The following is a 24040-nucleotide window of genomic DNA, read 5'->3' as shown; positions in this document are numbered from 1 at the left end:
CATTCTGATATCGTGCCCGGGTGATTCGTCCCTTGTGCCTGGTGAGGCGAAGACGGGCGGCGATGCTAAATGGTTTAGCCATGGGGGAAAGCGCAATGCGCAAGCGCGACGACGTCGAAAACTGGGCTGTCTACAGAGCACAACAAATTCTGATGCGCGAGGGCATGGATCTCGCCCTTTCGGCGCGGGATTTCGACAGCGGCGCCATTCGCGCCAAAGGCAAGCTGCTTGCCACCGCCATTGCCGCCTCGCTCATGGAGGCCTCTGCCGCCAGGCCGGAATAGCACGGGCTTGCAACCCGGGCGACGCGGAAGGACCCGCCCGTCCCCCCTAAATCTGGGAATTGCCAACCGGCTGAACGGCTCTAGACTGCCGCTTCATTCAGCATGTTGCGTTTCGAACGATAGGGTGAAGCAATGTCGTTTTTGTCGGACATGGCCTTGAACCAGGGGGAAATCGAAGTGGTCTACGGCGCGCTCGCGGAATGGTGCGCGCAGAACCGGACCGCGCTCGACAGCGACGATGGCCGCGATGCCGCCACCGTGATGCTGGGGCTCTACAAGACCGGGCACGAAACCAAGGATTCAATCCTCGAGGCGATGCGCCGCGTCAACGGCGACGACTGAGAGACACGAGGGTCGATCTACCGGCTCTTGGGCAGCATTCGTCATTCCAGGCGCCGGCGCCGCCGGCTCAGTTCACCGTCACCGGCCTGGAACGCATGCGCGACACGGTTTCGCGCTCGGCCCGCTTGCAGCGCATCGGCGGCAGTCCGCGGTCCATCAGGTCCATGTCCTCCAGCACCATGTCACCCATCTTCTTGAAGGCACTGTCGAGCGCTCCGGCCCGGTGGGCGGAGCGCAGGAAGCCCTTGAGGCCGCGCACCGGATGATCGGCCGGCAGCGGCTCCTGCGGGAAGACGTCGCTCGCCGCAAGGATATGGCCGCTCTCGACCACCGCCGTGAGCGCCTCGAAATCCACCACGTCGGCACGGCTGAGCAGGATGAAGGCGGCCCCTTTTCGCATGCTGGCAAAGGCGTCCGCGCCGAGGAAGCCGCGGTTTTCGCTGGTCACCGCCGCCACCACGAAGATGAAATCGCTTTGCGTCAGCACCTCTTCAAGGCTCGACGGACGGACACCGTGGTCGTTGAGCATCGAGGCAGGCATCCAGGGGTCGAACACTTTCGTCTGCGTGCGAAAGCCGGAGAGAACCCGGTTCAGCGCCCGGCCGAGATCGCCGAAACCGATAATGCCGACATCGGCGCCGGTGAGCAATCGAGCCGTGCCATTGCCTTCGCCGCCCCAGAGTTCGCGGCCTTCACGGAAGGCGAGATCGGCATCGACGATGCCGCGGGCGAGGTTGAGCGCCATGGCAACTCCCAGTTCGGCAACCGGCTCGGCAAAGACCTGGCCGGTGGTCACGACATGAATGCCGCGCGCAAACAGCACCTCATAGGGCATGTTGTCGATCAGGTTGCTCTCGACATTGAGGACGCAGCGCAATTGCGACATGCGCGCAAGTGTTTCCGCGTCAAGCGGCGGCTGGCCGATGATGTAACGCGCCTCGCCCAGCACGGCGTCGCCAAGCGCGGCGAACCCGTCCGGCTCGGCCTCGACGATCCGGTATTTCGCCGCGAGCTGTTGCCGTGCCTCTCGCGTGAAGATCAGGTCGAGCGTGCGCGGCGCGGGCGCCGAGATGACCAGAGGCCGCTGCAATTCCGTCATGACATCCCCTCCTGGACCGGCATGGGCCGGTGCTTCCTTGTATCGGGGATGCCGTGATTTGCAAGAATGCCGGCGATCAGTAGTTGAAACCGCGCAACTGCCGGATCGTTGATGGCGGCAACCGGCCGGACTGGAAGATGGGGCCGGAACCACGCCGGCAGAAATTGGTGGTGGCATAGCCTGAATTCATGCCGGGATCGCGGCGCACCACGACCTGCTTGCACCGGACGACATTCTCCCGGTCGATCTCTTCCTGCGATTTCACGCCGGGCAGGTCCATAAAGGCCTGCACCGGCTGCCGGAACGGCTCGGCTGCGGCCGGCATCCCCGCCGACAGGCAGGCGACGGACAGGAAGAGGGCCGGAATGGCGGTGCGAAGCGCTTTCATTGGGGTATCGCTTTTTCAGTTGGCGGTTTGGGCATCCCCGCCCTTGCGCTTTTGAGACGGTATCGCTTCCGGTGAAGTTGCGCTATAGCCCGATGACTTGAACCGAGCGCAACGCCGGTCCGGCTGATGTGGGGATTTCCATGGCAAATACAATACGGTTTCACCAGGGCGATATCTCGGCGGAAGACGCCGCCCGCTACAGGGGCGCGATCGCCATCGACACCGAGACGCTCGGCCTCATCCCCCGCCGCGACCGGCTCTGCGTCGTCCAGCTTTCGCCCGGCGACGGGACGGCCGACGTGATCCAGATCGCCAAGGGGCAGATGCAGGCGCCCAATCTCGTCGCCATGCTCGAAGATCCGACCCGGCAGAAGATCTTTCATTTCGGCCGTTTCGACATCGCCGTGCTGTTCAATGCCTTCGGCGTGACGACGACGCCGGTGTTCTGCACCAAGATCGCCTCGCGGCTGACCCGGACCTATACGGACCGCCACGGGCTGAAGGACAATCTGAAGGAATTGCTGGAGGTCGATATTTCCAAGCAGCAGCAATCCTCCGACTGGGCGGCCGAAACGCTGTCGCCGGCGCAGCTGGAATATGCCGCCTCCGACGTGCTGCACCTGCACGCGCTGCGCGACAAGCTGACCGCCCGCCTTCTCCGCGACGGTCGGGCCGAGCTTGCCGATGCGTGCTTTGCCTTCCTGCCGACGCGCTCCAAGCTCGACCTGATCGGCTGGGAAGAAACCGACATCTTCGCCCATAGCTGACGGGTTCCGGACGCCGGCGGCCGCTCCCCGAAACAGGTTAATCAGGCATTAATGCTCGCGGGTTAGTGTGCCATGGTATCCCCCATTGCAACCACGTAGGGCGCCATGATCACTCCTCTCCAGTCCGCCGCCGGAACCGTTTCCACCACGCTCATGCAGTCGATGATCGACCAGGCGGAGGAAAAGCGCGTCGAGGACGAGAAGAAGGCGCGCAAGGAAACCAAGCAGGACGATATCCTCAAGGCGAGGGTATCGGCGAGCAAGAGCCATGCGGCCCTGAACGAAAAGGTTAATGCGCATTTCTTCGGCGCGCTGAAGAGCGACGACAATGCCATGGCGGAACTGATCTCGCGCTTCCTGAACATTCTGCGCGTGACGCCCGACGAGGGTGAACTCAACACAGATCTGGGCACCCGCGTCGAAGACGCGCTCACGCTGGTGGCGATGATCGGCAAGGAAGAGGCGAACCTTCCCATCTCTTCGCCGATTCCGGGAGGCGCGCAGGAAATCACGCTGGCGCGGTTCCGGGTGACGATCGACGATCTCGACGCGGTGCTGGACGGCACGGCCGAAAAGCCCACCGCGATGGCGGAGATGGCCGCCCGCTTCGTCACGCGCTACGGGCTTTCGCAGAACGAGAACGAGAGCGACAAGCTCTACAGCAAACGTATCGGCGAGGCGATGGCGGACGTGCGTAAGTCGATGCCGGAAAGCATCTCGCAGCTTGAGGAGAAGACCGGTCTCAAGGCCCTCGGCATAACAACGGCCCAGATGGTCGATGCGATCAGGAATCCGTCGGGCGAGCAGGCGAAGATCATCCAGGAAGCCCTTGACGACGCCGAGCGTGCCAAAGGCCTGTCGGCGGAGGACGCGAAGATCGCGATCCAGCGGCTGGAGGAAGTCGCCAACCCGAAATCGGTCGAGGAACTGAAGCTCGAGCGGACCCATCAGCCGGATCCGACCCGCGTCGAGAACGAGGAGACACGCAAGGAGCGCGAGGAAGACATCCGCAAGCTCGAAGCCGGGGAGAAACTCGAAGACGTCAAACAGGTCCAGGAAACGATCGCTGACGTCAACGAGGCGATCCGCGACGCCCCATCCGGCACAGACTCCACACCTGCCGAGGGTGAGCCCAGCGTTGAAACCGTGACCGCCGCCGACCTGCTGCTGACGCTGGCGGCCGGCGCGGAGATGGCCGAGATCGAGGAAAAGGTGGAAAGCGCCGCCGCCGTGGCCGGTGCTGCGCGGATCGAAGCGATCGATACCGAGACCGGTACGACGGATGCCTCCGAAGAAGCCAAGGACGAGGCCGACATGACGGTGCTTCTGGCCCGCGCCGGCCCAGGCGATGCGATGGCACCCGTGGGCGGCGATTCTGCGGCAGGCGGAATCCTCTCCGTCAGTATCGACGAAAACGGGATTTACGATATTTTGAAACGTCAGACCGAGGAAGCAAGGCTCGGAGCCTGATCAGGCTAATCAGGCCTTGGGCCTAACGATCCCCAGCCGTGCGATGACTTCCCCGGGGATGCAGTAACGGCGGACCGCATCGCTGTTTGACCGAAGGCCGCAGATTTCACGCTGAATGAAGAAGGCCCAGACCACATCGGCGGCTTCGTCGAGCAACCGCTCTCGATGGTCAGACGTCGCGGCTCCATCATCGAGCGCCTGAAGAGCGGCGATTGCCTTTTCCACCTTCAAACCGTGTCGCCCAAGCGCATCGGCACGCTCCGACATCAACTCATATTCGAGGAGGTTGAGGCCGGTATCCCGGGAAGAGCCCGGTGCGAGGGACTGGGGCGGACGAACCGTCATCTGCTGCTCCACGATCTGGACGAGGCAAAGATGGGATGCGGCAGGCACGAGGGCAAGAGTTAGATCTAAAACGCCCGGGCGCGGATTTCGGCGAAACCCCAGTCCTTCAGGAGAACGCCATCCTTCCAGACGGTCTCCAGATGGTTGCGGCGGTCCTTGAGTTCATCGAGGCGGATCGCTTCGAGGCCGCCTGGGCCTTCGACGACGGCCTGGCGGCCGGCCTTCGACGCCTTGACATTCATGGTGGCCGGACGCTTGAAGACATCATGCCACTGGCCCTTGTCGTCCTGAAGGGCATTGGTCTTCATCGCGAAGGAATAGCTGTCGCGATTGACCTTCTGCAGCAGGCCACCACCCATGCCGAAGGCGATGTTCTCGGCTGAAAAGCCGAATGCCTCCAGCCGCCCGAGAATCTGGCCGATATCGGCGCTGGAAACCCCGTCGCCCTGGATGACGCGGACGCACGGATCGAGCACCTTGTAGCCCTTGCCATTCAGCGTCGAGCCGAAATGATAGTCGAGCTGGCGGATGACATGGATCGGCGTTTCGATCGGATCGCCGCTATCGGGGCGGATCACCACCGTGCCGCCGCTGGCTCTCAGTTTTTCACGCAATTGCTCGCCCCAGATTTCCGAGACGGCATGGTCGATGTCGTAGCTGTCGGAGACGACGGCAAATAGGCCACCACCGGCAAAGCGGTCGATCATGTTGGAATAGGCCTCTGCCTCCCGCTCTATCCCCCAGGCCGTCATGGTCGAATGTTCGGAGGCCGGGATGGAAAAGCCGGCCATTTCGGCACCGTAATAGCGCCGTGCATGGAGGAGGCCGGCCATCGTGTCCGTTCCCATGAAATGGACGAGATGGGCGGCACCGCCTATCGCCGCCTGCTCCTGCGCGCCGACCCCGCGCGCGCCGAAATCATGCAGCCGGAAGGGCAGGACGGCGGCCGGATCGTCTGCGGTCTTCTCAAGCATCGGGCGGATGATCTGCTTGATCTTGCGGGCATTACTGGCCACGGAGGACGGATACCAGACGGCGCGCAAAAGCGCCGTCTCGATATAGGAGGTCAGCCAGAAACTGCCGGGATCGGTATTGACCACCTGCACCATCGGTACGCCGCGGCGCAGAAGCGTGCCTTCCGGCAGGGCCTGGATTTCAAGCGGCAGCAAGCCGCCGAAACGCTCGACGATGCGCATCCAGCCGGCCCGGTTGAAGGGCAGCCCATGGGCAAGGACCACCGCCTCGGCCTCATCGACATCGGCCCGCGTCACCGGCCTGCCAAGATAGTCCTTGAGGAACATCTGCAGCCCGAAAAACACGACATCGGCCTGATCCTCACGACCGCGCGTCTCGATATAGGCGGAAATCGCCCGGGTTTCCGGCGGATATTGCAGGTAGTGGCTGAACTTGTAGCTGTCGGTGTTGAGGATCAGGTTGGTCAGGTTCATCGCGCTCCCCGCAGGCAGTTGCAGGCCGTATCGCCATGAGGAAAGATGTACGCGAGCGCTCGAAACGGGGCAAGCGGACTGAGCGGGGCGGCGCATCCAACATGGTTAATATTCCGTCAACCTTTCCCGCCTATGATCCATGATCAATGCTCGGCCTGTCGAAGGCCTCGAAGCCCGCCGCAGTCTGGCCAGGCCGTGAACGCCGTCGGGCATGCGCATGACGCGCCCTTCTCTTCGATCCATCTGCCTGCGCTGGCGCCTGTCCCGTTGCCATGCGGCGCCCTTGATCCAACCCGAACCGACGGAGATTGCGATGCTGATGCCTCTTCTCACCGTCAGGACGGCCACCGCCGCGATGCCGGTAGCGGCCGAGACGGCCCGGTTGAATGAGCGCATGCCGGCGGGCCCGGTCCGGATTTCGGGAAGCCAGTCGCAGGCGGTGCTCAAGATCCTCGAAACGCTGAACCGCCATTTCGTCGGCAGCGAGCCGATGCCCAAGGAAGCGCTGATCCGGCTTCTGGACACGCTGGCGAAGCTTTTGAAATTCCCGCCGCTGCCGCAGGAGAGCCTGCGCGATTTCTCGAAGAGGCTCGCCGTCTTCCTCGAAACCCTGACGCCGGCGGCCCGGACGGCACTGGAAAAACAGCTTGCGCAGCGCAATCTTGGGCTCTCGGTGCGGCTCCTTGCGGAGGCCCTGAAACATCCCGCCGCCATCGACGCGTCGCGGTTTCCGGACCGTCCTTCGACGCCCGCCCCGTTTCCGGGCCGAACGGATGGCAGATCCGCCCCTCCTCCCGCCAGCGCGCAGGGCCAGACCGCCATGCCGAACCGGCTGGCCACTCTGCCGATGCAGCAGGCCATACCGGGTGGCGCGCCGATGCCCGCCGATGCGGGTCGTTTGCAGGCGGCACTCCGGCAGGCCTTCGGTAATGACGACGAGGCGCCGATATCGACCGGCGCGCAGGAGGAGAGCGAGAGTGCCGCCGCAAGACCGGCACGCCGGAGCGATCAGACGGCAGACGCGCCTACCGCACGTCGTGGCGCCGACACGGCTGCCGCTCAGATCGGCCTGGCTGGCAGGGCAAGCCTGGAAACGATCCCGCTGCTGCGGGCGGCAGCCGCCTTTCTTGCCGCCGATCCGCAGGCCCTTGCCCTGGTTGCCGCCATCGCCGGCGAGATGGATGGACAATTGAAGGCGGAACTGGAGCAGGAACTGGGGCTCGACCGGCCGGCCGAACCGGAGCAGACGGACTCTCCGGAGGCGGAGATGCCGGACGAGAAGCCGCATCGGCAGGCGCTTCGGAATGAAGAGGGTCAGAAGGCCACGTTATCGGCAAACCAGGCTGCCTCCAGGGATATGGCGCCGCGCGCGACAGCAGGGGCCATGGCGAGCGACGCCGATCCTGCCGCGGATGCGGCCGGCACGCCCGCCCGTCCGCAGCAATCCCGATCGATCGGAGAAAGCACCGATATTCGAAGCCACGGCCCGGACACCGAGACGAACGGCAGCACTGCCGCCGGGCAATTGCAGTCCGAGCCGGATGAGGCCCCGACGAACCGTCCCGAAAAGACTTTGGTTCAGGCACTGAAGACCCTGATCGAATCGGCGCTACCACTCCCCGGTGGCACAAGCGATGGCGCGCAGGAGGCGCCGTTTTCCCTGTTTTCCGGCGACACCGCCGACATGCAGGCCGATGCGCTGTTTGCCCAGTTGGACAGTGCTGAAGATACCGCACCGCAGCCGCGACCGGCATCCTACGTCAGTGGGCGGGCCGAGCTCGTCGGCCTCGAAGCCGATGGCTGGGCAGCCATGGGCGCACCGGAGGAAGAGCCCTCGGGCCGGCCGGCATTCACGCGTCCGCAAACCGGCGAAGACGCGGCACAGGACGCCCGGCCAGCCCGGCCGGAAACGGGCCTTGCAAGGGACGCGATCCCCTTTGCGATGATCCCCTATCTGCCGGCAAGAGCCGAGGATATGCGCAAAGCCGAAGTCGATACGGAGGATCGGCCGGACCTTGCAGGAGACGAAGAGAAACGCGAGGACGGGAGCCTGTTCCAGGACGATGGCGAGGAGCCGGCCGGAGAAGAACAGGCTGCGGGCGAAGCCAACGAAAACGCGACGGAAAATGGAGGCGATGTCGATACGGGTTACGGATTCTATCGCCGCATGGGCGAGATCGGCTGACCGGTCACCCTGCCGATGCGCACAAAAAAGCCCGCGGAAATCGCTTTCCGCGGGCTTTCTCATTCAAGAGGCGGAGGCTTATTCGCCGCCGCGGTTCTTCAGGGCTGCACCCAGGATGTCGCCGAGCGAAGCGCCGCTGTCGGACGAACCGAACTGTGCGACGGCTTCCTTCTCTTCGGCGATTTCCAGCGCCTTGATCGACAGCATGACCTTGCGGTCCTTCTTGGAGAAGTTGGTGACGCGGGCGTCTACAACCTGACCAACGGAGAAACGCTCCGGACGCTGTTCGTCGCGGTCACGCGACAGATCGGCACGACGGATGAACGAGGTGAGGTCGTCGTGGTTGACGAGCTTCACTTCGATGCCACCATCGTTGACGGCAAGCACTTCGCACGAGACAACGGCGTTCTTGCGCAGGTCGCCGGAAGCAGCGGCGTCGCCGACCGCATCCTTGCCGAGCTGCTTGATGCCGAGCGAGATGCGCTCCTTTTCGACGTCCACATCCAGAACGACAGCCTTGACGACGTCGCCCTTGTTGAACTCTTCGATGACCTGTTCGCCCGGACGGTTCCAGTCGAGATCGGAGAGATGCACCATGCCGTCGACGTCGCCGTCGAGGCCGATGAACAGGCCGAATTCGGTCTTGTTCTTGACTTCGCCTTCAACTTCCGTGCCAGCCGGATGGCTGTGCGCGAAGGCCTGCCACGGATTCTCGAGCGTCTGCTTGAGGCCGAGCGAGATGCGGCGCTTGGTCGGATCGACTTCGAGAACGACCACGTCGACTTCCTGCGTCGTGGACAGGATCTTGCCGGGGTGTACGTTCTTCTTGGTCCAGGACATTTCGGAGATGTGGATCAGGCCTTCGATGCCCGGCTCCAGCTCTACGAATGCACCGTAGTCGGTGATGTTGGTGACGGTACCGGAGATCTTCTTGCCGACCGGGTACTTGGCACCGATGCCATCCCAGGGATCCGACTCGAGCTGCTTCATGCCGAGCGAGATGCGGTGGGTTTCCTGGTTGATACGGATGATCTGAACCTTGACCGACTGGCCGATGTTCAGGATTTCCGACGGATGGTTGACGCGGCGCCATGCCATGTCGGTGACGTGCAGCAGGCCGTCGATGCCGCCGAGGTCAACGAACGCACCGTAATCGGTGATGTTCTTGACGACGCCGTCGACAACCTGGCCTTCTTCGAGGTTCTGGACGATTTCCGAACGCTGTTCAGCACGGCTCTCTTCAAGAACCGTACGACGCGACACGACGATGTTGCCACGGCGCTTGTCCATCTTGAGGATTTCAAAGGGCTGCGGGTTGTGCATCAGCGGCGTAACGTCGCGGATCGGGCGGATGTCGACCTGGGAGCGCGGCAGGAAGGCAACGGCACCATCCAGATCGACGGTGAAACCACCCTTGACCTGGTTGAAGATGACGCCTTCGACGCGTTCGCCGGCTTCGAACTTGACTTCGAGACGGATCCAGCTTTCCTCGCGGCGAGCCTTCTCGCGCGACAGAACGGCTTCGCCCATCGCATTCTCGATGCGCTCGACATAGACTTCGACTTCATCGCCGACCTTCAGCGTGCCGTCCTTGGCCTTGGCGCCGAATTCCTTGAGAGCGATGCGGCCTTCGACCTTCAGACCGACGTCGACGATGGCGACGTCCTTCTCGATGGCCGTAACGATACCCTTGGTGACGTAGCCTTCGGCAAGATCCTGCGTGGCAAAGGATTCCTGCAGCAGCGCGGCAAAATCGTCGCGGGTGGGGTTAGCTTCAGACATGAATACTCCTGATGCGTCCCTCATGGGGACACGGCGCCGGGGGTTGGTGTTGACATGTCCGAAAACCATCCGCTCCAATCATGAAGGAGCAAATCCGGCGCGGGGATGGTGGATCGAACTTTCGTTGCGCAGGTTCAGATCGGAAAACCGTGATACACTTTCCGAACCTGCCTAATGCTTCAATGCGGCATCGATGATGGTCTTTGCCGCCCAGAATGCGGCCTCTATACTCATTTCGGACGTATCTAGCAAGTGCGCATCGGGTGCCGGCCGAAGCGGGCTGTCGGCCCGGCCCATGTCGCGCTCGTCACGCTTGACGATATCGGCGAGGATTTCCAGAAAATCGGCGGGAATGCCATTGCCGGTGATCTCGTCGAAGCGCCGCCGCGCCCGCACTTCCGCCGACGCCGTGACATAGAGCTTGACCGGGGCATCCGGGCAGACGACGGTGCCGATATCGCGACCGTCGAGCACCGTGCCGGGTGCCCGCACCGAGAAGGCGCGCTGCGCCTCCACCAATGCCCGGCGCACCAGCGGCATGACGGCGATCTTCGAGGCCGCCTCGCCGATCGCATGGGCCGACAGGATTTCGCGATCGAGATCGGCAAGCTCGATCTCGCGTGCCACACCTTCCGCCAGCGCCTCGTCGTCGAGCGGCAGGCCCGCGTCGATCAGCGCCTTGGCGGTGGCGCGGTAGGTGAGGCCGGTATCGAGATGGTGGAAACCGTATTCCTGCGCAACGCGGCGCGACAATGTCCCCTTGCCCGCTGCCGCGGGCCCGTCGATGGCGATGATCATAAAGTGTTCCTGGCTCCGTGCATGCTATTTTACAGTCGGCCTCGCGTAGTCGCGCACCATCTGCGCCATCGCGGCGCCGGACGAACCGCCGCGCCCCTTGGCCAACCCATCCGCGACACCGGCGCTATCGGCGGCGGGCCTGTTCTGGCTGACTTTCCACTTGCCGGTGATCGCGGCGATCTCGATCTCGATGCCGATGATGCCCTTGATCTGCGCCTCGATATAGGTCTCGGGCGCATCGGTCACCGCCCAGGGCTCGGGCCGACCTGCTTCATGACGATCAGTCAGCGCGCTGACATGGCGCAGCAGCCAGCCGGCGTCCTCGACCAGGCGGGCCGGGCCACGCACCTGGACAGTTGCATAGTTCCAGGTCGGCACGACCTTGCCGGTTTCGCGCTTGGTTTCGTACCAGGACGGTGTGATATAGGAATCGACGCCCTGGAAGACCACCAGGACCGGGCAACCTTCGCCGATGCCGCGCCATTGAGCATTGGCCCGCGCCAGATGGCAACGCAGGAGCCCCTTTTCCCCATCGTCCTCGATAAGCTGGAACGGAATGGAATTGGCGACCGGGCCATCGGCTGCGCAGGTGATCAGCAGCCCGAGCGGAAAGGTCCGGATCAGCGCATGCTGGGCGCTGAGATCGTCTTGCCTGAAATGCGGCGGCTCGTACATCGCGGCCTTTCTCCTCCCTTTTCGCGCTGCCTATCATGAAGCGACCGCGCGGTCATCAATGCCGCAGAAGAAAAGCGCAGCCAGGGGAGCGGCCATGGGAATGGCAAGTGGCGAGACGAGAGGCGGGGCAAGTTAAGCTTTGACAGATAAGGCCAAGACGATTATGGGGACCGGCTAATTCATTTCATGTTCAACGCCGGCTTTCCGGCTAAAGCCGGTGACCCCGGCCATTCAAGAGGCTTTGACTGTGGCAAAAGCGGAACTTGGAACAAAGCGCGTCGATCCGGAGACCGGCCGTAAATTCTACGACCTGAACAAAGACCCGATCGTCTCTCCCTATACCGGCAAATCCTATCCGCTGTCCTTCTTCGAGGAAACATCGGTCGCCAAGGTGATGGAGAAAGTCGCCGAGGAAGACGAAGTGGCGGAAGTCGACACCGAGAACACCGAGGTCGAACTGGTTTCGCTCGAGGACGCCGATAGCGAAGCGTCCGGCGGCGACGACATTCCGGATCTCGGCGACGATGAAGTCGAGATTGACGGCGACGATGACGACGATACGTTCCTCGAGGCCGACGAAGACGATGAGGACGGCCTGTCCGACCTGATCGGCGTATCGGACGACGACGACGAGGTCTAAGCCTCTCAAAACGCACTGAATCGCGTTCGCGGGTGGTTTCGGCCGATCCGCGAACGCAAGGAACCGGGCGCCCCCGACAAAATCTCGCCCGACACTCTTTTTCGGCTTGCCATCTTCCAAAAGCGGAAGTATGAAGCCGCACCTGCCCGGGGCAAGCGCTTCGGACGGGTTCCCGGAACCGGCATCGCCGGACCCGAAATGGGGCTATAGCTCAGCTGGGAGAGCGCTTGCATGGCATGCAAGAGGTCAGCGGTTCGATCCCGCTTAGCTCCACCAATCTTTCTTTTCGTATCAATTGGTTAGCCGGTCAATTTCGACCCAGTGTGAAGTAATTTTCTACCGAGCAGCACACAGGCAGCACGAACTGTTGCCAGGGGAGCGAGGCGCATGGCGTTACAGCATCGAATACGCCAGCAGCCTGATGAGATCGTTGACGTTGCCGATTGGATGGGCGACCCTGATTATCCGTACTACCCGGAAGGTAAGCAGCCGAAACGCCTCCTGACGTCACCGACCGGCGAACTGCTTCCATTTTTGTTACCGAATCACAAGTATCTTTTCAAAACCCCGTCAGGCTGGCAGCAGAGGCAAATTTGGTCCGAGCTAATTGCCTACGAGCTTTCAAGGGCGGTGGGGCCGATGGTCCCTCCCTGTTTCCTCGCCATCGATAGCAGAGAAGGTCAGGTAGGCGTATTGATGGAGTTCTTTTATGGCTATGAAAATGAGCCCCCACTACGCTTCATACCAGGCAGCGACTTCATCCACGCCTGGCTGTCTGGAGACTATGATCGAAGACGGGGCAGGCCCCATTCGATGCGAGCCAATCTGACAATTGCAAGAAGCCTTGGTATTAGCAATTTCAAGGAGTGGTGGGCCAAAGCGTTCTTCTTTGATGCGCTGATCGGGAACGGTGATAGGCATCCAGACAACTGGGGGCTTTTAGCCCTTCCAACCGGAGCCAATAACTACGGGTACAGCATGGCACCATTGTTCGATAACGGTTCCAGTCTGAGCTATGGTGAGACGGATGAGCAATTGAATAGGTTGCGGGACTTGGATGCGTACATCCGGCGCGGTCGCCATCACTGTGCTGCGGGAAATATCGCCAAAGGTGACCGATTCATCGAATTGTGCGAAATGTTTCTCGTTGCCTACAAACCTGCTGGCATTGCCGACGAATTTATGATTCGATTCACTGACGAAGAAATAACTGATGTTCTCAGTTGGTGTAGGAACTTCGACTCGCCTGTCGAGTTCAGTGAAGTGCGTGCAGATTTTCTTCGTTCCCTTCTGGTTCGTCGTCGCGAACTCCTTTTAGCGTTATGTGCGGATAATGCTTAATATGATCGAACACATTGTTGAGCCCAACAGGCTCCTTCTGACTTGGCAGGCACCGGACAGTGCCAATAACCGGACTCGCTTCGCCGTAGGGCAGCTTGAAGCGGGGTTGGCGGCCACGTTCCGTTATTTCTCAGAGGAAGAGTTTTTCAGCATCAATGACACTCCGCTCGGTATCGTCCGGCGTTTGGGATTCGCGCAGTATCCTGCGTTCAATCCAGATCGTCCCATTCACAACAGCGGCGTGTTGGAGGCTTTCTCACGAAGGCTTCCACCGCGAAGCCGCTCCGACTTCGCAGACTACCGAGCGCATTTTCGCTTAGGCCTGAATGTGAAAGTATCGGACTTCGCGCTACTTGGAATCACTGAGGCGAAGTTGCCCGGAGATGGTTTTGCGCTTGTTGACCCGTTTGATGACAGAGTGCAGCCCCGCGAAATTCTACTCGAAGTCGCAGGTTACAGGCATTATGCGAAAAACTGCAGTCTTGAGAACTCGATAGGCGAGGGCGTGGAGTTTGTCGCAGAGCGGGACAACGCCTATGACAAGAATGCCGTAATGATAAATGCCCTTTCTCAGAAGATTGGCTATGTGAACAAGTTTCAATGTTCAGCATTCTTAACGTGGATGCGTGAAGGACGGATAACGGCTGTGATTGAACGCCTGAATGGTGAGCCAGGGCGTCCGAGGGCCCACGTATTCGCTCGGATTGCAGGTGGGAAAGCCAGCTCGCTGGCAGCTTAGTTCTTTACGCGTTAGCGCGGATCATCGCTTCCGTTTGAAGGTTTAGTACATGGAGGATCAATCAGTTGGGAAAGCTCATCACCTCCCACTCAAGATCCGTCATAACCCTTGTCTCCAGTGCGACCAGATCATCGAAAAGGTGTAGATTTTTGGCCAACAGCTGACGAGCTGCGGCCACCGCGGCTTTGCGCCCTTCACAGCGTTCCCGGATCACTTGAACTGTTTCGACGTAGTCCTCACGTTGGTGCATGACTTCGATAACTGCGTACCAGATGCCCTTACCTGAACGCTTTCGCTTCAAGAGTTCGACCCTGTCGTCAGCCATTTTGGCCAGCGCCTCGTATAGGTGTCTGTATTCCGGGTCTTCTTTAGCCTTACTCCGGCTCTCGAACGCAAAACCTTTCAGGCTCGGCTCTTTTAGCCGGTCAATTTCCCGGGCAATCTCCCAGAATCCTTGTGAAACTTTCGTCAACGCGTGAGAGGCATCATATGAGAGGGGCGGCTTTCGCTTTGACGTCCCCTTGGCTTCTTTGAGGCGGTCAGCCTTAGACGCCGGCCAGAGGTCTCCAACCACACGATCAATATCCGCCTTGGTGGGTTCCCATCGAAACTTTTCAGCCAGCCTTTTCTTGTTCAACTGGGGACGGAGTGAAACCACCGTGGCGGAGGATGATTGCGTTTCCTCCATAGCGTTCATGATTTCGGCTAGAGCTTCATGAAGCCCTTCTCTGATTTCTCCAGCTTCGTCAAACGTCCAGATCGTGCCGTACGTCTGTTCAATTTGAACGGGCCTGCCGCCCTCATTGTGGATGAGTGCACCGACGATTTTTTGCCGTGTACCCGCATACTGCGGCATCGCATCCTTGCCATGTGTCAGCCCTTCGACCAATCGCTGAGACAGACGCATAGGCTCTTCGCTTTCGGGAAAGATGTAATATCGGACGGACATATGGATACCTGATGAGATGAGCGCTCATCAAAGCCAATCCGCTCTAACAATACAACCTATCATTTTACGCCGGTACTTGTTGTCGCGCTGTAGCAACACACCGCCCGATAGCGGCAAACCCAATGAAAGTGCCACCGGCATTGGCAAGGCGCCTCTGTTTGACTATGGATGCACGACGCGCGCCAGGCTTGACGCCTTCAGGCGCGTTCGGGTCATTCTGGAGTAAGTCATGAAAATCACCATGATCGGCGCGGGTTATGTCGGGCTGGTTTCCGGGGTCTGCTTTGCCGATTTCGGCCATGAGGTCACCTGCCTCGACAAGGATGCGGGCAAGATCGAGGCGCTTACCGCCGGCCGCATCCCGATCTTCGAGCCCGGGCTTGAACAACTCGTGGCCGACAATGTGAGGGACGGTCGTCTCTCCTTCACCACCGACCTGGCGGGGAGCGTCGCCGAGAGCGACGTGATCTTCATTGCCGTCGGAACCCCTTCGCGGCGCGGCGACGGCCATGCCGACCTCAGCTATGTCTATGACGCCGCCCGCGAGATCGCCGCCCATGTGACCGGCTTCACCGTCATCGTCACGAAATCGACGGTGCCTGTAGGGACAGGCGACGAGGTCGAGCGGATCATGCGCGAAACCAATCCGGAGGCCGACATCGCCGTGGTCTCCAACCCCGAATTCCTGCGCGAGGGCGCGGCCATCGACGATTTCAAGCGGCCCGACCGCATCGTCATCGGTCTTGACGACGAGCGCGCCCGCCCTGTCATGACAGAGGTCTACCGGCCGCTCTATCTCAACCAGGCGCCGCTGCTCTTCACCACGCGGCGGACCTCCGAACTGATCAAATATGCCGGCAATGCCTTTCTCGCCATGAAGATCACCTTCATCAACGAAATGGCGGATCTTTGCGAAAAAGTCGGCGCCAATGTGCAGGAAGTGGCGCGCGGCATTGGGCTCGACGGGCGCATCGGCGGAAAGTTCCTGCATGCCGGCCCCGGTTATGGCGGCTCCTGCTTTCCGAAGGACACGCTGGCGCTGGTGAAGACGGCGCAGGACCATGACAGCCCGGTGCGCCTGATCGAGACGGTGGTCTCCGTCAACGACAACCGCAAGCGGGCCATGGGCCGCAAGGTGATCGCGGCCGCCGGAGGCGATGTGCGTGGCCGGAAGGTCGCGGTACTCGGCCTGACCTTCAAGCCCAATACCGACGACATGCGCGACAGCCCGGCGATCGCCATCATCCAGGCGCTGACCGATGCCGGCGCCATTGTGACCGGCTACGATCCGGAGGGCATGTGCAATGCAAGGCAGATGATGCCGGACATCCTCTATGCCGACAATCCCTATACGGCGGCCGACAGTGCCGATGCGCTGGTGATCGTCACGGAATGGAACGAGTTCCGGGCGCTCAATCTCGAACGCCTGAAGGCGGTGATGAAGGTGCCTGTCCTCGTCGATCTCAGAAACATCTATCACCGCGACGATGTGGAAAGGCACGGCTTTGCCTATACCAGCGTCGGCCGGCCGGAATAGGCGGCGATCTTTTCCCATCCACCAGGCAATCAAGGAGCCGGCATGCGCTATCTGATCACGGGCACGGCGGGGTTCATCGGCTTTCATCTGGCCAGGCGCCTGCTCGACGACGGTCACTTCGTGACCGGCTTCGACGGCATGACGCCCTATTACGATGTGCGCCTGAAGGAACGGCGCCATGCCATCCTTGCCCGTTCGAACGGCTTCAAGCCGGTGATCGGCATGCTGGAGGACAGGGATGCGCTGGACAGGGCGGCCGAGGCCGGCGAACCGGACGTCATCGTCCATCTCGCTGCCCAGGCCGGCGTGCGCTACAGCCTTGAAAACCCCAAGGCCTATGTCGATTCCAATCTGCTCGGCTCATGGAACGTGCTGGAACTGGCCAAGGCGGTCAAGCCGCGCCATTTGCTGCTTGCCTCGACCTCGTCGATCTACGGCGCCAACGAGAAAATCCCCTTCGCCGAGACCGACCGGGCCGACGAGCCGATGACGCTCTATGCCGCGACGAAGAAATCCGCCGAGCTGATGGCCCATAGCTACGCCCATCTCTACAATGTCCCGACCACGGCCTTCCGCTTCTTCACCGTCTACGGCCCATGGGGCCGCCCGGACATGGCGCTGTTCAAATTCGTCGACAATATCCTGAACGGCCGGCCGATCGAGATTTATGGCGAAGGGCGGATGAGCCGCGACTTCACCTATATCGACGATCTGGTGGAAGGCATCGTCCAACTGATGAGCGTCGTGCCGGCGGAAGAAAACCGCATCGAGGGGATCGACACGCTGTCGCGCCACGCACCGTTCCGCGTCGTCAATATCGGCGGCGGGCAGCCGGTCGAACTGATGCATTTCGTCGAGACCGTCGAGGCGGCGCTCGGCCGGAATGCGATCCGCACGATGCTGCCGATGCAGCAGGGCGACGTGCCGAGAACCTTCGCCGCGCCCGAACTGCTCGCCGCGCTCACCGGCTTCAAGCCGTCCATCCCGGTGGAAGACGGCGTCAGGCGCTTCGTCGACTGGTATCGCGCCGAAATGGCGGCGGCCTGACGGCCGTTTCGCCGTTGCGCAGACAGGCCGACCGCACCGGAATTCGATTCGGACGGAATTTACAAGCGATCAGGAATGTGGTTAGTATAGAATTAATTTTGCAGGATTTTCCTATTTAGTTTATTTTTCAGAGGTCCAATATGTTCAAGCGATCCTTGCTGATTTCCGCTGTCGCGATTTGCGCGTCATTCTCCTTCGTTCCGGCACAGGCAGCACCGTCTTCGGCGGCTGTCTCCGGCCTTGCCAGCTGCACCGGCAATTGCGTGTCGCAGGCACAGTCTCTCGCCAGCGAAATCTCCTCCATGCCGACCGGCCCCGCCAAGGACAAGCTGCTGCTTTCGCTGGTCAAGGCGATCGGTACGCTTGCCATCACCAATCCGGCAATCTCCGTCCAGCTTGGCAATATCGCCGCCACGGCGCAGACGGGGCTCAGCCCGGCCGCCGTCGCCGCCATGCCCTTCGTCCAGCAGGTTGTCTCCGCACTGAAGGCCGGCAATCCTGGCCAGGCGACCGCGGCACTCGGAGACGAGGGTTTCGGAGACGAGCCGGCGAGCTGAGCCGATTGCACATCTTTCGCCCAAAGCGCCCCACGGGGCGCTTTTTTTGTCCGGCTGTCGGGACAAGGCATCCGCCCGAAAGCGAGGCGGCTCCTGGCTCGGGACATGCCGAGCCTTCGAGATACCTGTAGACGCAGGCGGTGGAACCGCGCCATGATCAGGTTGAAGAAACGGATTTCGCTGGAATGACAGGAATGACAAGCCGGTCAGGTTGCGGTGCGGCCCTGCCCATGCGGGGCGGTCCGAGCGGGTTCGCCGGAAGCGTCGCATCATGGTGATGTGGAAAAAATGGGTGGCGGCGTTCTGCTGTCTGCTGGTCTCGGCGGCGAGCGGCTACGGACTGTGGCGGGAATTGTCGCCGTTCCTCGCCAAGCCGATCGAGCAGGCCGTCACGCCCGATGCCTATGGCGGCGAGGATTTCGCCCTGGGGCTTTCCTCCTATTCGCGAACGCTGGTGATGAAGGATTGCTTCCGCATCGTGCTCGCCTATAGCGATCTCGACATGATCGACGCGGCGGCGCGCGGCATCGTCCAAACATGCGCCGATCGGGCCGGCGAGATTGTCGCGGAGGCTCCGAGCAATGGCTTTGCCTGGCTCACCCGGGCGGCCGCCTCCGCGCGGCTGTTGAGGATGGAGGATTTCAATCTCGCTTTGCGCAATTCGCAATTGACGGCCCCCAACGAGCAATGGATCGCACGCTATCGCGTCAATCTGGCGGAGACCTATTTTACGCAGCTGAACCCAGCGGCGCGCAAGGCGGAGGATGCCGATCTCAGGCTCCTGGCCAGCAGCGAGCGCGGCGTCAAGCTGATCGCGCAACGCTATATCGCCAGCCCGGATTTCCGCGCGCGGATCACCGCAGTGGTGGAAACAATGCCCCCGCAGCGGCAGATGAGCTTTCTCCGATCGGTCAAGAGGGCGATGGACAAGGGATGAGGCGATATTCGAGACGGCATGGGCAGGCAGCATGGAGACGGCCAAGGAGATGAGAAAAACCATGCGCTACCACTCACAGCGCTTCCGGCTGAACAACCAGCTTGTCTGGCCTATCGCCGGCATCGTGTTTCTCGCACCTTTCGCCTTCGGAAGCACCAAGCCGGCCTTCTGGCTTTTGTGGGCCATGCTGATCTCGCTTTGCGGGGCCGCGCTTTTCGGCCGCATGGCGCTGGCGAAGGCGCGGTTTCGCGTCGGGCCGCGCCATCTTGCGGTCCCGTTCGGCCTGTTCGCAGCGCTTGGCGCCTATATGATCGTCCAGATCCTGCCGATCGGTGGACTGGCGCCTTCGGTACCCACAATTGCCGATCCGCAGGCCATGATCGACAGCGCCACGATCAGCCTCACGCCGGGCGACACATTGCTTGCCCTCTTGCGCTGGGGCACCTACGGGCTCCTGTTCTTCTTGGTGGTGCAGATCACCAGCAATCCGCAACGCGCCAGGATTTTCATTCAGCTCATCTACTGGGCCATCGTCCTTCACGCGGTGATTTCGCTGCTGTTCCTCCTGCAGTTCGGCGATACCATCCTCGGCATTCCGAAATGGAAATATTTCGGCTCGGCCATGGGCGGTTTCATTAACCGCAATTCCTTTGCCACCTTCCTTGCCTTCGGCAGTGTGCTGGGCATCAATCTCATGATCGAGCGCATGACGGAGAAACCCCAGGAAAAGGGCGATACATCCGTCTTCGGCACCTATTTCGGCAGGAACGGCGTCGCCATCCTCGGTCTCGGCTGGCTTATCCTCGTCATCACGCTGGTGGCGACCAATTCGCGCATGGGCCTGTTTGCCGGGCTCTGCGGCATGATCGCTTCGCTCCTGCTGGCGCTTGCCAAGCGAACGGGCGAAGGCAGCCGGCGGGGCATCTGGCTGCTGCTCTTCGCCATTCCCGCCCTTACCGGCCTCGGCCTCCTCGGATTTGGGACAATCTTCCTCGAAAGGCTGGGCTCGATCGGCGAAGCCTCCGACGTGCGGCTCGAGCTTTACGGGCAGGTGATGGAGATGATCAGGGACAGGCCGCTCCTCGGCTTCGGCGGCAATAGTTTCGAATATGCCTATCCGCTGTTTCACCAGGCCCCGGTCAGCGTCGATCTCGTCTGGGACAAGGCCCATTCCACCTATCTGGCGCTGTGGGCGGAATATGGACTGGTATTCGGAAGCCTGCCGCTGGTCATTACCGGGCTCATCCTGTTCGAACTGGCATTGGCCTATGTGAGGGCGTCGGGGCAGGAAATGCTGGTCCGCTGCGGGCTTGGCACCATTCTCGTCGCCGCCGTGCATTCGCTGGTGGATTTCAGCCTTGAGATCCAGGCCGTCACCTTCGTCTTCGTCGCCATCCTGGCCACCGCCTGGGCGAGGCAATTCGAACTTCGGCGTCCGGGCGAAGGGGAACGGCGATGATCCGCGGGATACTCGATTTTCTGCGCGGCGGCGCCGATCTGCCGCCGGCCGGACAAAGGCGGAAGCTCTTCTTCAACGAAGGGCCCGATCATCTCTATGCGATCGGCGACGTGCATGGATGCGACGATCTCCTTGCCAGGCTGGAAGACCGGATTCTTAAGGACAGTCGCGGGCGTGACGGCAGCAAATGGCTGGTCATGCTCGGCGATTATGTCGATCGCGGGCCGAAATCGGCCTCGGTGCTCGACCGGCTGACAGCAAAGCCGCGCGGCGATATCCGCCGCATCTGCCTTGCCGGCAATCATGAAGACGCGATGCTGGACTTCCTGCGCAATCCTTCGCCGGACCATCGCTGGCTGGATTTCGGCGGATTGGAAACTCTTTATTCCTATGGTCTGTACACGCTTCCCACTGGCCGCAAGGCGCTGAAAAGCGCGTTGCAGGCCCATATTCCCGACGAGCATATCGGCTTCCTGGAAAGCCTGCCCTCGCTTCTCAGCGTGCCCGGCCATTGTCTCGTCCATGCCGGCCTCCGGCCCGGCGTGGCGCTCGAGGCGCAACAGGACATGGACCTGCTGTGGCTACGTCCGGGAGACCTTGGGGCAAGTCCGGCTTCGGCCGGTTTCGTCACCGTCCATGGCCATACGCCGGTCGATGCGGTCGAGATCGGGCCGGCGCGGATCAACGTCGATACCGGCGCCTATATGAGCGGCATCCTTTCGGCGGTGCGTCTTTCGCGCCGCAATCCGCCGGAGATCATCCAGAGCAGTTAACAATGTTTGAACTTCGCGATTGTCGCCCGCGCCGGTTCTGGTAAAAATGCGGCAAATAGAGCACCTACCTTATTTTTAAGAATCTTTCATATTTCAATATCGGCGCAAGCTGAAAGTAATGGTTAAGTTTTAATGGACGCTGAAATCGACCTCAAGGCCATCCTTGGATTAGTGCGCCGACAATTATGGCTGATTTTATCGACAATCGCGGTCGTTCTTGTCCTGACGATCATCTTTACCTATTCTCTGACGCCCAGATACACGGCTTCGTCCCTCATACTTGTGGATACAAGCACCAAGAACCTTCTTGATTCCAGTAATATCATTTCCAATCCGAATGCCGATAATTCCCGCGTCGAAAGCGAAGTCGGCATTTTGAAGTCGGACAGCGTGCTGCTCAATGTCGTGCGCGAGAACGATCTCGTCGCCGATAGCGAGTTCGGCATCAACCTGTCCTTCAAGGACCGAGCCCTGAGCTGGCTGAAAATCCCGTTGCCGCCCGCCCCCACCGGCGAAGTGGCCCTGGCAAAGGTTCTCGGCTCCTTCAGGAAGGCAACGGCGGTCAACCGAAACGGCCTCACCTATCTCATCACCGTCGGCGTGACCTCGAAGGACCCGGCCAAGGCGGCCAGGCTCGCCAATTCGATGAGCGAAATCTATATCCAGGCACAGATCGACGCCAAGGTTTCCGCGACTCTCGCCAATCGCGATACGGTCCAGAACCAGGTGGAGGCAGCCAGTGCCGCCATCATCGAGAATGAGAAGGCGTTCGATTCCTATATCACCGCCAATATAGACCGGCTGGAGAAGCAGACCAATTCGCTCACCCTCGCGGCCCTGCGCACCCAGCTGGAACAGATCAAGACGGATCGCGCCAGCCAGATGAGCCGGGTCGAGACGCTGCAGAAATCGCTGCGCTCGCAGGATTATTCGACACTGGTGGCGCAGCTGCAATCCGACGCACTCAACCAATATCAGAGCCAGCGGGAAGACCTCGCAGGCCGGATCGCCCAGCTTGCAGATGACAATCCCGAAGCCGTCAATCTGAGGGCGGAGCTTGCCAAGATCGATACGTCGCTCGCCAGCCTCGCGTCGCGCGAGGTCGGGAGCCTACAGGAAGCCGTGACCGGTTACGACGAGCGCGCCAACGAGGTTCGGCAGAAAATCCGCACCACATTTCTGCGCAGCAATCTGCCCCCGGAAGTACAGGCGCGGATCTACGGCCTGCAGCAATCCTCGGAAATTCTGCTCAACCAGTACCAGAAGCTGAAAACAAGGCTTCAGGATCTCGACGCGCAATCGGCGCTGCAATTGCCCGACAGCCGCGTCGTCTCGGCGGCGCTGGTGCCGACGGCACCGTCCTTTCCCAACCGTCGGATGATGCTGGCCCTGTCGCTGGTGGCAGCACTTGGATTGGGGATCGGGCTTGCCGTCCTGCGCGAATATTTCATCGGCGGCTTCATCAGCGAAAACCAGATCGAAGCCGTGCTGAAAGTACCGCTCTCGGCCATTGCGCCCCGCCAGGCGACAGGCGACGAACACCATAAGCTCGCCAATCCCACGTCGAGCCTCGCCGATCTGATGGTCACCGCGCCCCTGTCGTTGTTCAGCGAAAGCGTACGGCGGCTGCGGCTGACGCTCGACCAGCAGGAACGCAAGCGCGGCCTGCCGAAACCGCAGGACGGCGACGAAGGCACCATCATCATGGTTTCCTCGGCACTGCCGGCGGAAGGAAAATCGACCATGGCCCTGTCGCTGGCCCGGGCCTATGCCCTGACCGGCAAGCGCACGCTGCTGATCGATTGCGACCTGCGCAAGCCGAGCGTCAACAAGCATCTCAATCTCGAGCCCAACCATGATTTCATCGATTATCTGCGCCAGGACCGCAGTTCGGCGACCCTGACCTCGCTGATCATGCGCGATCCTTTGTCCAGCCTGACCGTGCTTCTGGGCGGGCGCCGCAGCGACATCGCCACCGACGAACTGGTGATGAGCGACAAGATGGGCCGGATTCTCGCCAGCGCCCGCAAGCATTTCGACTATGTCATCCTCGACACGCCGCCGGTTGAACCGGTGGTCGACGGGCTTTATCTCGCCCGCCATGCCGATATGATCGTCTTCGTCATCAAATGGGCCAGCACGCCGCAATCAAGCGCCAGGCAGGCGGTGGCGGCGCTCAGGGAAAACAAGAGCCCGGAGACCGGCATCGTTGCCCTGCTCAACCAGCAGGACCGCAACAAGATGTCGGGCAATTACAGCTATTCGGGCTACTACACCGAATAGCGCCCTGCGTCCCTCAATGTCGGTCGGGCAGAAAAAGCAAAACCGGTAAAATTGTCTCTTTCCATTTAAGCGCGCCGAAAAACGTCATCTGTATCGTGATGATACAGGTGGACGAAACGGATAACCGCTTCGGCATGACGCGCTCCGCCTGATCCGAAATGAATTCGGTCCCATAACAAGGCCTTGGACAGAAGG

General features: G+C 61.2%; 23 protein-coding genes and 1 tRNA gene. 16 read left to right on the top strand and 8 right to left on the bottom strand.

What is annotated here, in order from left to right; genetic code table 11:
• Window positions 1–95: 95 nt before the first annotated feature.
• Together ASD31_RS21495 and ASD31_RS21490 are read left to right on the top strand one after the other, a co-directional pair.
• Window positions 96–284 carry a hypothetical protein gene (locus ASD31_RS21495; RefSeq protein WP_056338897.1) on the top strand — a complete coding sequence of 63 codons (189 nt, stop codon included), beginning with the start codon at window positions 96–98 and terminating at the stop codon, window positions 282–284.
• A 132-nt stretch (window positions 285–416) separates the two neighbouring features.
• Window positions 417–626 (top strand): hypothetical protein, encoded by a 210-nt coding sequence (locus ASD31_RS21490; RefSeq protein WP_056338895.1) that lies wholly within the window; start codon window positions 417–419, stop codon window positions 624–626.
• 67 nt (window positions 627–693) lie between these two features.
• Here the strand turns inward: ASD31_RS21490 and ASD31_RS21485 are convergent, their stop codons facing one another.
• Both ASD31_RS21485 and ASD31_RS21480 read right to left on the bottom strand, forming a co-directional pair.
• Window positions 694–1725 carry a hydroxyacid dehydrogenase gene (locus ASD31_RS21485; protein ID WP_056338892.1) on the bottom strand — a complete coding sequence of 344 codons (1032 nt, stop codon included), beginning with the start codon at window positions 1723–1725 and terminating at the stop codon, window positions 694–696.
• 76 nt (window positions 1726–1801) lie between these two features.
• A complete protein-coding gene (locus ASD31_RS21480; RefSeq protein ID WP_056338890.1) occupies window positions 1802–2113 on the bottom strand; it encodes a hypothetical protein in 312 nt (103 codons plus the stop codon).
• A 140-nt stretch (window positions 2114–2253) separates the two neighbouring features.
• On the opposite strand from ASD31_RS21480, the gene ASD31_RS21475 reads away from it, so the two are divergent.
• Both ASD31_RS21475 and ASD31_RS21470 read left to right on the top strand, forming a co-directional pair.
• The gene (locus tag ASD31_RS21475) at window positions 2254–2880 is read left to right on the top strand and encodes a ribonuclease D (protein ID WP_056338888.1); all 627 of its coding nucleotides are present in this window, start codon (window positions 2254–2256) and stop codon (window positions 2878–2880) included.
• 105 nt (window positions 2881–2985) lie between these two features.
• Window positions 2986–4350, top strand: a complete 1365-nt coding sequence (locus ASD31_RS21470; RefSeq protein WP_056338886.1) for a hypothetical protein — start codon at window positions 2986–2988, stop codon at window positions 4348–4350.
• Between the two features lie 9 nt (window positions 4351–4359).
• Here ASD31_RS21470 and ASD31_RS21465 read toward each other — a convergent pair whose 3' ends face one another.
• Both ASD31_RS21465 and ASD31_RS21460 read right to left on the bottom strand, forming a co-directional pair.
• On the bottom strand, window positions 4360–4695 hold the full coding sequence (locus ASD31_RS21465) for a DUF6665 family protein (protein WP_056338884.1): 336 nt from the start codon (window positions 4693–4695) through the stop codon (window positions 4360–4362).
• 65 nt (window positions 4696–4760) lie between these two features.
• The gene (locus tag ASD31_RS21460) at window positions 4761–6143 is read right to left on the bottom strand and encodes a nicotinate phosphoribosyltransferase (RefSeq protein ID WP_056338883.1); all 1383 of its coding nucleotides are present in this window, start codon (window positions 6141–6143) and stop codon (window positions 4761–4763) included.
• A 313-nt stretch (window positions 6144–6456) separates the two neighbouring features.
• On the opposite strand from ASD31_RS21460, the gene ASD31_RS21455 reads away from it, so the two are divergent.
• Window positions 6457–8328 carry a hypothetical protein gene (locus tag ASD31_RS21455; protein ID WP_056338881.1) on the top strand — a complete coding sequence of 624 codons (1872 nt, stop codon included), beginning with the start codon at window positions 6457–6459 and terminating at the stop codon, window positions 8326–8328.
• Window positions 8329–8406: 78 nt separating this feature from the next.
• On the opposite strand, the gene rpsA is transcribed toward ASD31_RS21455, so the two are convergent.
• From rpsA to ASD31_RS21440, 3 genes are all read right to left on the bottom strand, one after another.
• Window positions 8407–10110, bottom strand: coding sequence for a 30S ribosomal protein S1 (gene rpsA / locus ASD31_RS21450; protein WP_056338879.1), 1704 nt, complete (start codon window positions 10108–10110; stop codon window positions 8407–8409).
• 171 nt (window positions 10111–10281) lie between these two features.
• Window positions 10282–10908, bottom strand: a complete 627-nt coding sequence (gene cmk / locus ASD31_RS21445; RefSeq protein WP_056338877.1) for a (d)CMP kinase — start codon at window positions 10906–10908, stop codon at window positions 10282–10284.
• Window positions 10909–10932: 24 nt separating this feature from the next.
• On the bottom strand, window positions 10933–11583 hold the full coding sequence (locus tag ASD31_RS21440; RefSeq protein WP_056338875.1) for an FMN-binding negative transcriptional regulator: 651 nt from the start codon (window positions 11581–11583) through the stop codon (window positions 10933–10935).
• Between the two features lie 247 nt (window positions 11584–11830).
• Here ASD31_RS21440 and ASD31_RS21435 point away from each other — a divergent pair, with 247 nt between their 5' ends.
• From ASD31_RS21435 to ASD31_RS21420, 4 genes are all read left to right on the top strand, one after another.
• Window positions 11831–12223: a TIGR02300 family protein gene (locus tag ASD31_RS21435; protein WP_056338873.1), complete on the top strand. Its 393-nt coding sequence runs from the start codon at window positions 11831–11833 to the stop codon at window positions 12221–12223.
• 200 nt (window positions 12224–12423) lie between these two features.
• Window positions 12424–12499, top strand: a tRNA-Ala gene (locus ASD31_RS21430).
• A 111-nt stretch (window positions 12500–12610) separates the two neighbouring features.
• A complete protein-coding gene (locus ASD31_RS21425) occupies window positions 12611–13564 on the top strand; it encodes a HipA domain-containing protein (protein WP_056338871.1) in 954 nt (317 codons plus the stop codon).
• A gap of 1 nt (window position 13565) precedes the next feature.
• Window positions 13566–14303 (top strand): HIRAN domain-containing protein, encoded by a 738-nt coding sequence (locus tag ASD31_RS21420; RefSeq protein ID WP_056338869.1) that lies wholly within the window; start codon window positions 13566–13568, stop codon window positions 14301–14303.
• Between the two features lie 61 nt (window positions 14304–14364).
• On the opposite strand, the gene ASD31_RS21415 is transcribed toward ASD31_RS21420, so the two are convergent.
• The gene (locus ASD31_RS21415) at window positions 14365–15252 is read right to left on the bottom strand and encodes a hypothetical protein (protein WP_056338868.1); all 888 of its coding nucleotides are present in this window, start codon (window positions 15250–15252) and stop codon (window positions 14365–14367) included.
• Between the two features lie 229 nt (window positions 15253–15481).
• On the opposite strand from ASD31_RS21415, the gene ASD31_RS21410 reads away from it, so the two are divergent.
• The 7 genes from ASD31_RS21410 (at window position 15482) to ASD31_RS21380 (ending at window position 23845) form a co-directional block, all read left to right on the top strand.
• Window positions 15482–16789: a UDP-glucose dehydrogenase family protein gene (locus ASD31_RS21410; RefSeq protein WP_056338866.1), complete on the top strand. Its 1308-nt coding sequence runs from the start codon at window positions 15482–15484 to the stop codon at window positions 16787–16789.
• A gap of 42 nt (window positions 16790–16831) precedes the next feature.
• Window positions 16832–17836 (top strand): NAD-dependent epimerase, encoded by a 1005-nt coding sequence (locus ASD31_RS21405; protein WP_056338864.1) that lies wholly within the window; start codon window positions 16832–16834, stop codon window positions 17834–17836.
• Between the two features lie 140 nt (window positions 17837–17976).
• Window positions 17977–18393, top strand: a complete 417-nt coding sequence (locus ASD31_RS26105; protein WP_156392753.1) for a hypothetical protein — start codon at window positions 17977–17979, stop codon at window positions 18391–18393.
• Window positions 18394–18664: 271 nt separating this feature from the next.
• Window positions 18665–19330, top strand: a complete 666-nt coding sequence (locus tag ASD31_RS21395; RefSeq protein ID WP_056338859.1) for a hypothetical protein — start codon at window positions 18665–18667, stop codon at window positions 19328–19330.
• Between the two features lie 61 nt (window positions 19331–19391).
• Complete coding sequence (locus tag ASD31_RS21390) at window positions 19392–20789, top strand: O-antigen ligase family protein (protein ID WP_162251176.1); 1398 nt, start codon at window positions 19392–19394, stop codon at window positions 20787–20789.
• Entirely contained in the window at window positions 20786–21562 is a 777-nt protein-coding gene (locus ASD31_RS21385) for a metallophosphoesterase family protein (RefSeq protein WP_056338854.1), read from the top strand. The genes ASD31_RS21390 and ASD31_RS21385 overlap by 4 nt, the downstream gene beginning before the upstream one ends.
• Before the next feature lie 132 nt (window positions 21563–21694).
• Complete coding sequence (locus tag ASD31_RS21380; protein ID WP_056338852.1) at window positions 21695–23845, top strand: GumC family protein; 2151 nt, start codon at window positions 21695–21697, stop codon at window positions 23843–23845.
• The last annotated feature ends 195 nt before the right edge of the window (window positions 23846–24040 follow it).

The sequence above is a fragment of the Rhizobium sp. Root482 genome (assembly GCF_001426565.1).
Lineage (GTDB): Bacteria > Pseudomonadota > Alphaproteobacteria > Rhizobiales > Rhizobiaceae > Pararhizobium.
The sequence above is the reverse complement of the archived record's forward strand: the minus strand, read 5'-3'. Positions and strand labels throughout refer to the sequence as shown.

Bases quoted from the DNA above. Each gene is read 5' to 3' on its own strand.
- ASD31_RS21490 (WP_056338895.1), top strand. From the start codon at position 417: ATGTCGTTTTTGTCGGACATGGCCTTGAACCAGGGGGAAATCGAAGTG.
- ASD31_RS21495 (WP_056338897.1), top strand. From the start codon at position 96: ATGCGCAAGCGCGACGACGTCGAAAACTGGGCTGTCTACAGAGCACAA.
- ASD31_RS21485 (WP_056338892.1), bottom strand. From the start codon at position 1,725: ATGACGGAATTGCAGCGGCCTCTGGTCATCTCGGCGCCCGCGCCGCGC.
- ASD31_RS21415 (WP_056338868.1), bottom strand. From the start codon at position 15,252: ATGTCCGTCCGATATTACATCTTTCCCGAAAGCGAAGAGCCTATGCGT.
- ASD31_RS21440 (WP_056338875.1), bottom strand. From the start codon at position 11,583: ATGTACGAGCCGCCGCATTTCAGGCAAGACGATCTCAGCGCCCAGCAT.
- ASD31_RS21465 (WP_056338884.1), bottom strand. From the start codon at position 4,695: ATGACGGTTCGTCCGCCCCAGTCCCTCGCACCGGGCTCTTCCCGGGAT.
- ASD31_RS21390 (WP_162251176.1), top strand. From the start codon at position 19,392: ATGCGCTACCACTCACAGCGCTTCCGGCTGAACAACCAGCTTGTCTGG.
- ASD31_RS21455 (WP_056338881.1), top strand. From the start codon at position 6,457: ATGCTGATGCCTCTTCTCACCGTCAGGACGGCCACCGCCGCGATGCCG.
- ASD31_RS21410 (WP_056338866.1), top strand. From the start codon at position 15,482: ATGAAAATCACCATGATCGGCGCGGGTTATGTCGGGCTGGTTTCCGGG.
- ASD31_RS21385 (WP_056338854.1), top strand. From the start codon at position 20,786: ATGATCCGCGGGATACTCGATTTTCTGCGCGGCGGCGCCGATCTGCCG.
- cmk (WP_056338877.1), bottom strand. From the start codon at position 10,908: ATGATCATCGCCATCGACGGGCCCGCGGCAGCGGGCAAGGGGACATTG.
- ASD31_RS21380 (WP_056338852.1), top strand. From the start codon at position 21,695: ATGGACGCTGAAATCGACCTCAAGGCCATCCTTGGATTAGTGCGCCGA.
- ASD31_RS21460 (WP_056338883.1), bottom strand. From the start codon at position 6,143: ATGAACCTGACCAACCTGATCCTCAACACCGACAGCTACAAGTTCAGC.
- ASD31_RS21420 (WP_056338869.1), top strand. From the start codon at position 13,566: ATGATCGAACACATTGTTGAGCCCAACAGGCTCCTTCTGACTTGGCAG.
- ASD31_RS21475 (WP_056338888.1), top strand. From the start codon at position 2,254: ATGGCAAATACAATACGGTTTCACCAGGGCGATATCTCGGCGGAAGAC.
- ASD31_RS21470 (WP_056338886.1), top strand. From the start codon at position 2,986: ATGATCACTCCTCTCCAGTCCGCCGCCGGAACCGTTTCCACCACGCTC.
- ASD31_RS21480 (WP_056338890.1), bottom strand. From the start codon at position 2,113: ATGAAAGCGCTTCGCACCGCCATTCCGGCCCTCTTCCTGTCCGTCGCC.
- ASD31_RS21405 (WP_056338864.1), top strand. From the start codon at position 16,832: ATGCGCTATCTGATCACGGGCACGGCGGGGTTCATCGGCTTTCATCTG.
- ASD31_RS21395 (WP_056338859.1), top strand. From the start codon at position 18,665: ATGGTGATGTGGAAAAAATGGGTGGCGGCGTTCTGCTGTCTGCTGGTC.
- ASD31_RS21425 (WP_056338871.1), top strand. From the start codon at position 12,611: ATGGCGTTACAGCATCGAATACGCCAGCAGCCTGATGAGATCGTTGAC.
- ASD31_RS26105 (WP_156392753.1), top strand. From the start codon at position 17,977: ATGTTCAAGCGATCCTTGCTGATTTCCGCTGTCGCGATTTGCGCGTCA.
- rpsA (WP_056338879.1), bottom strand. From the start codon at position 10,110: ATGTCTGAAGCTAACCCCACCCGCGACGATTTTGCCGCGCTGCTGCAG.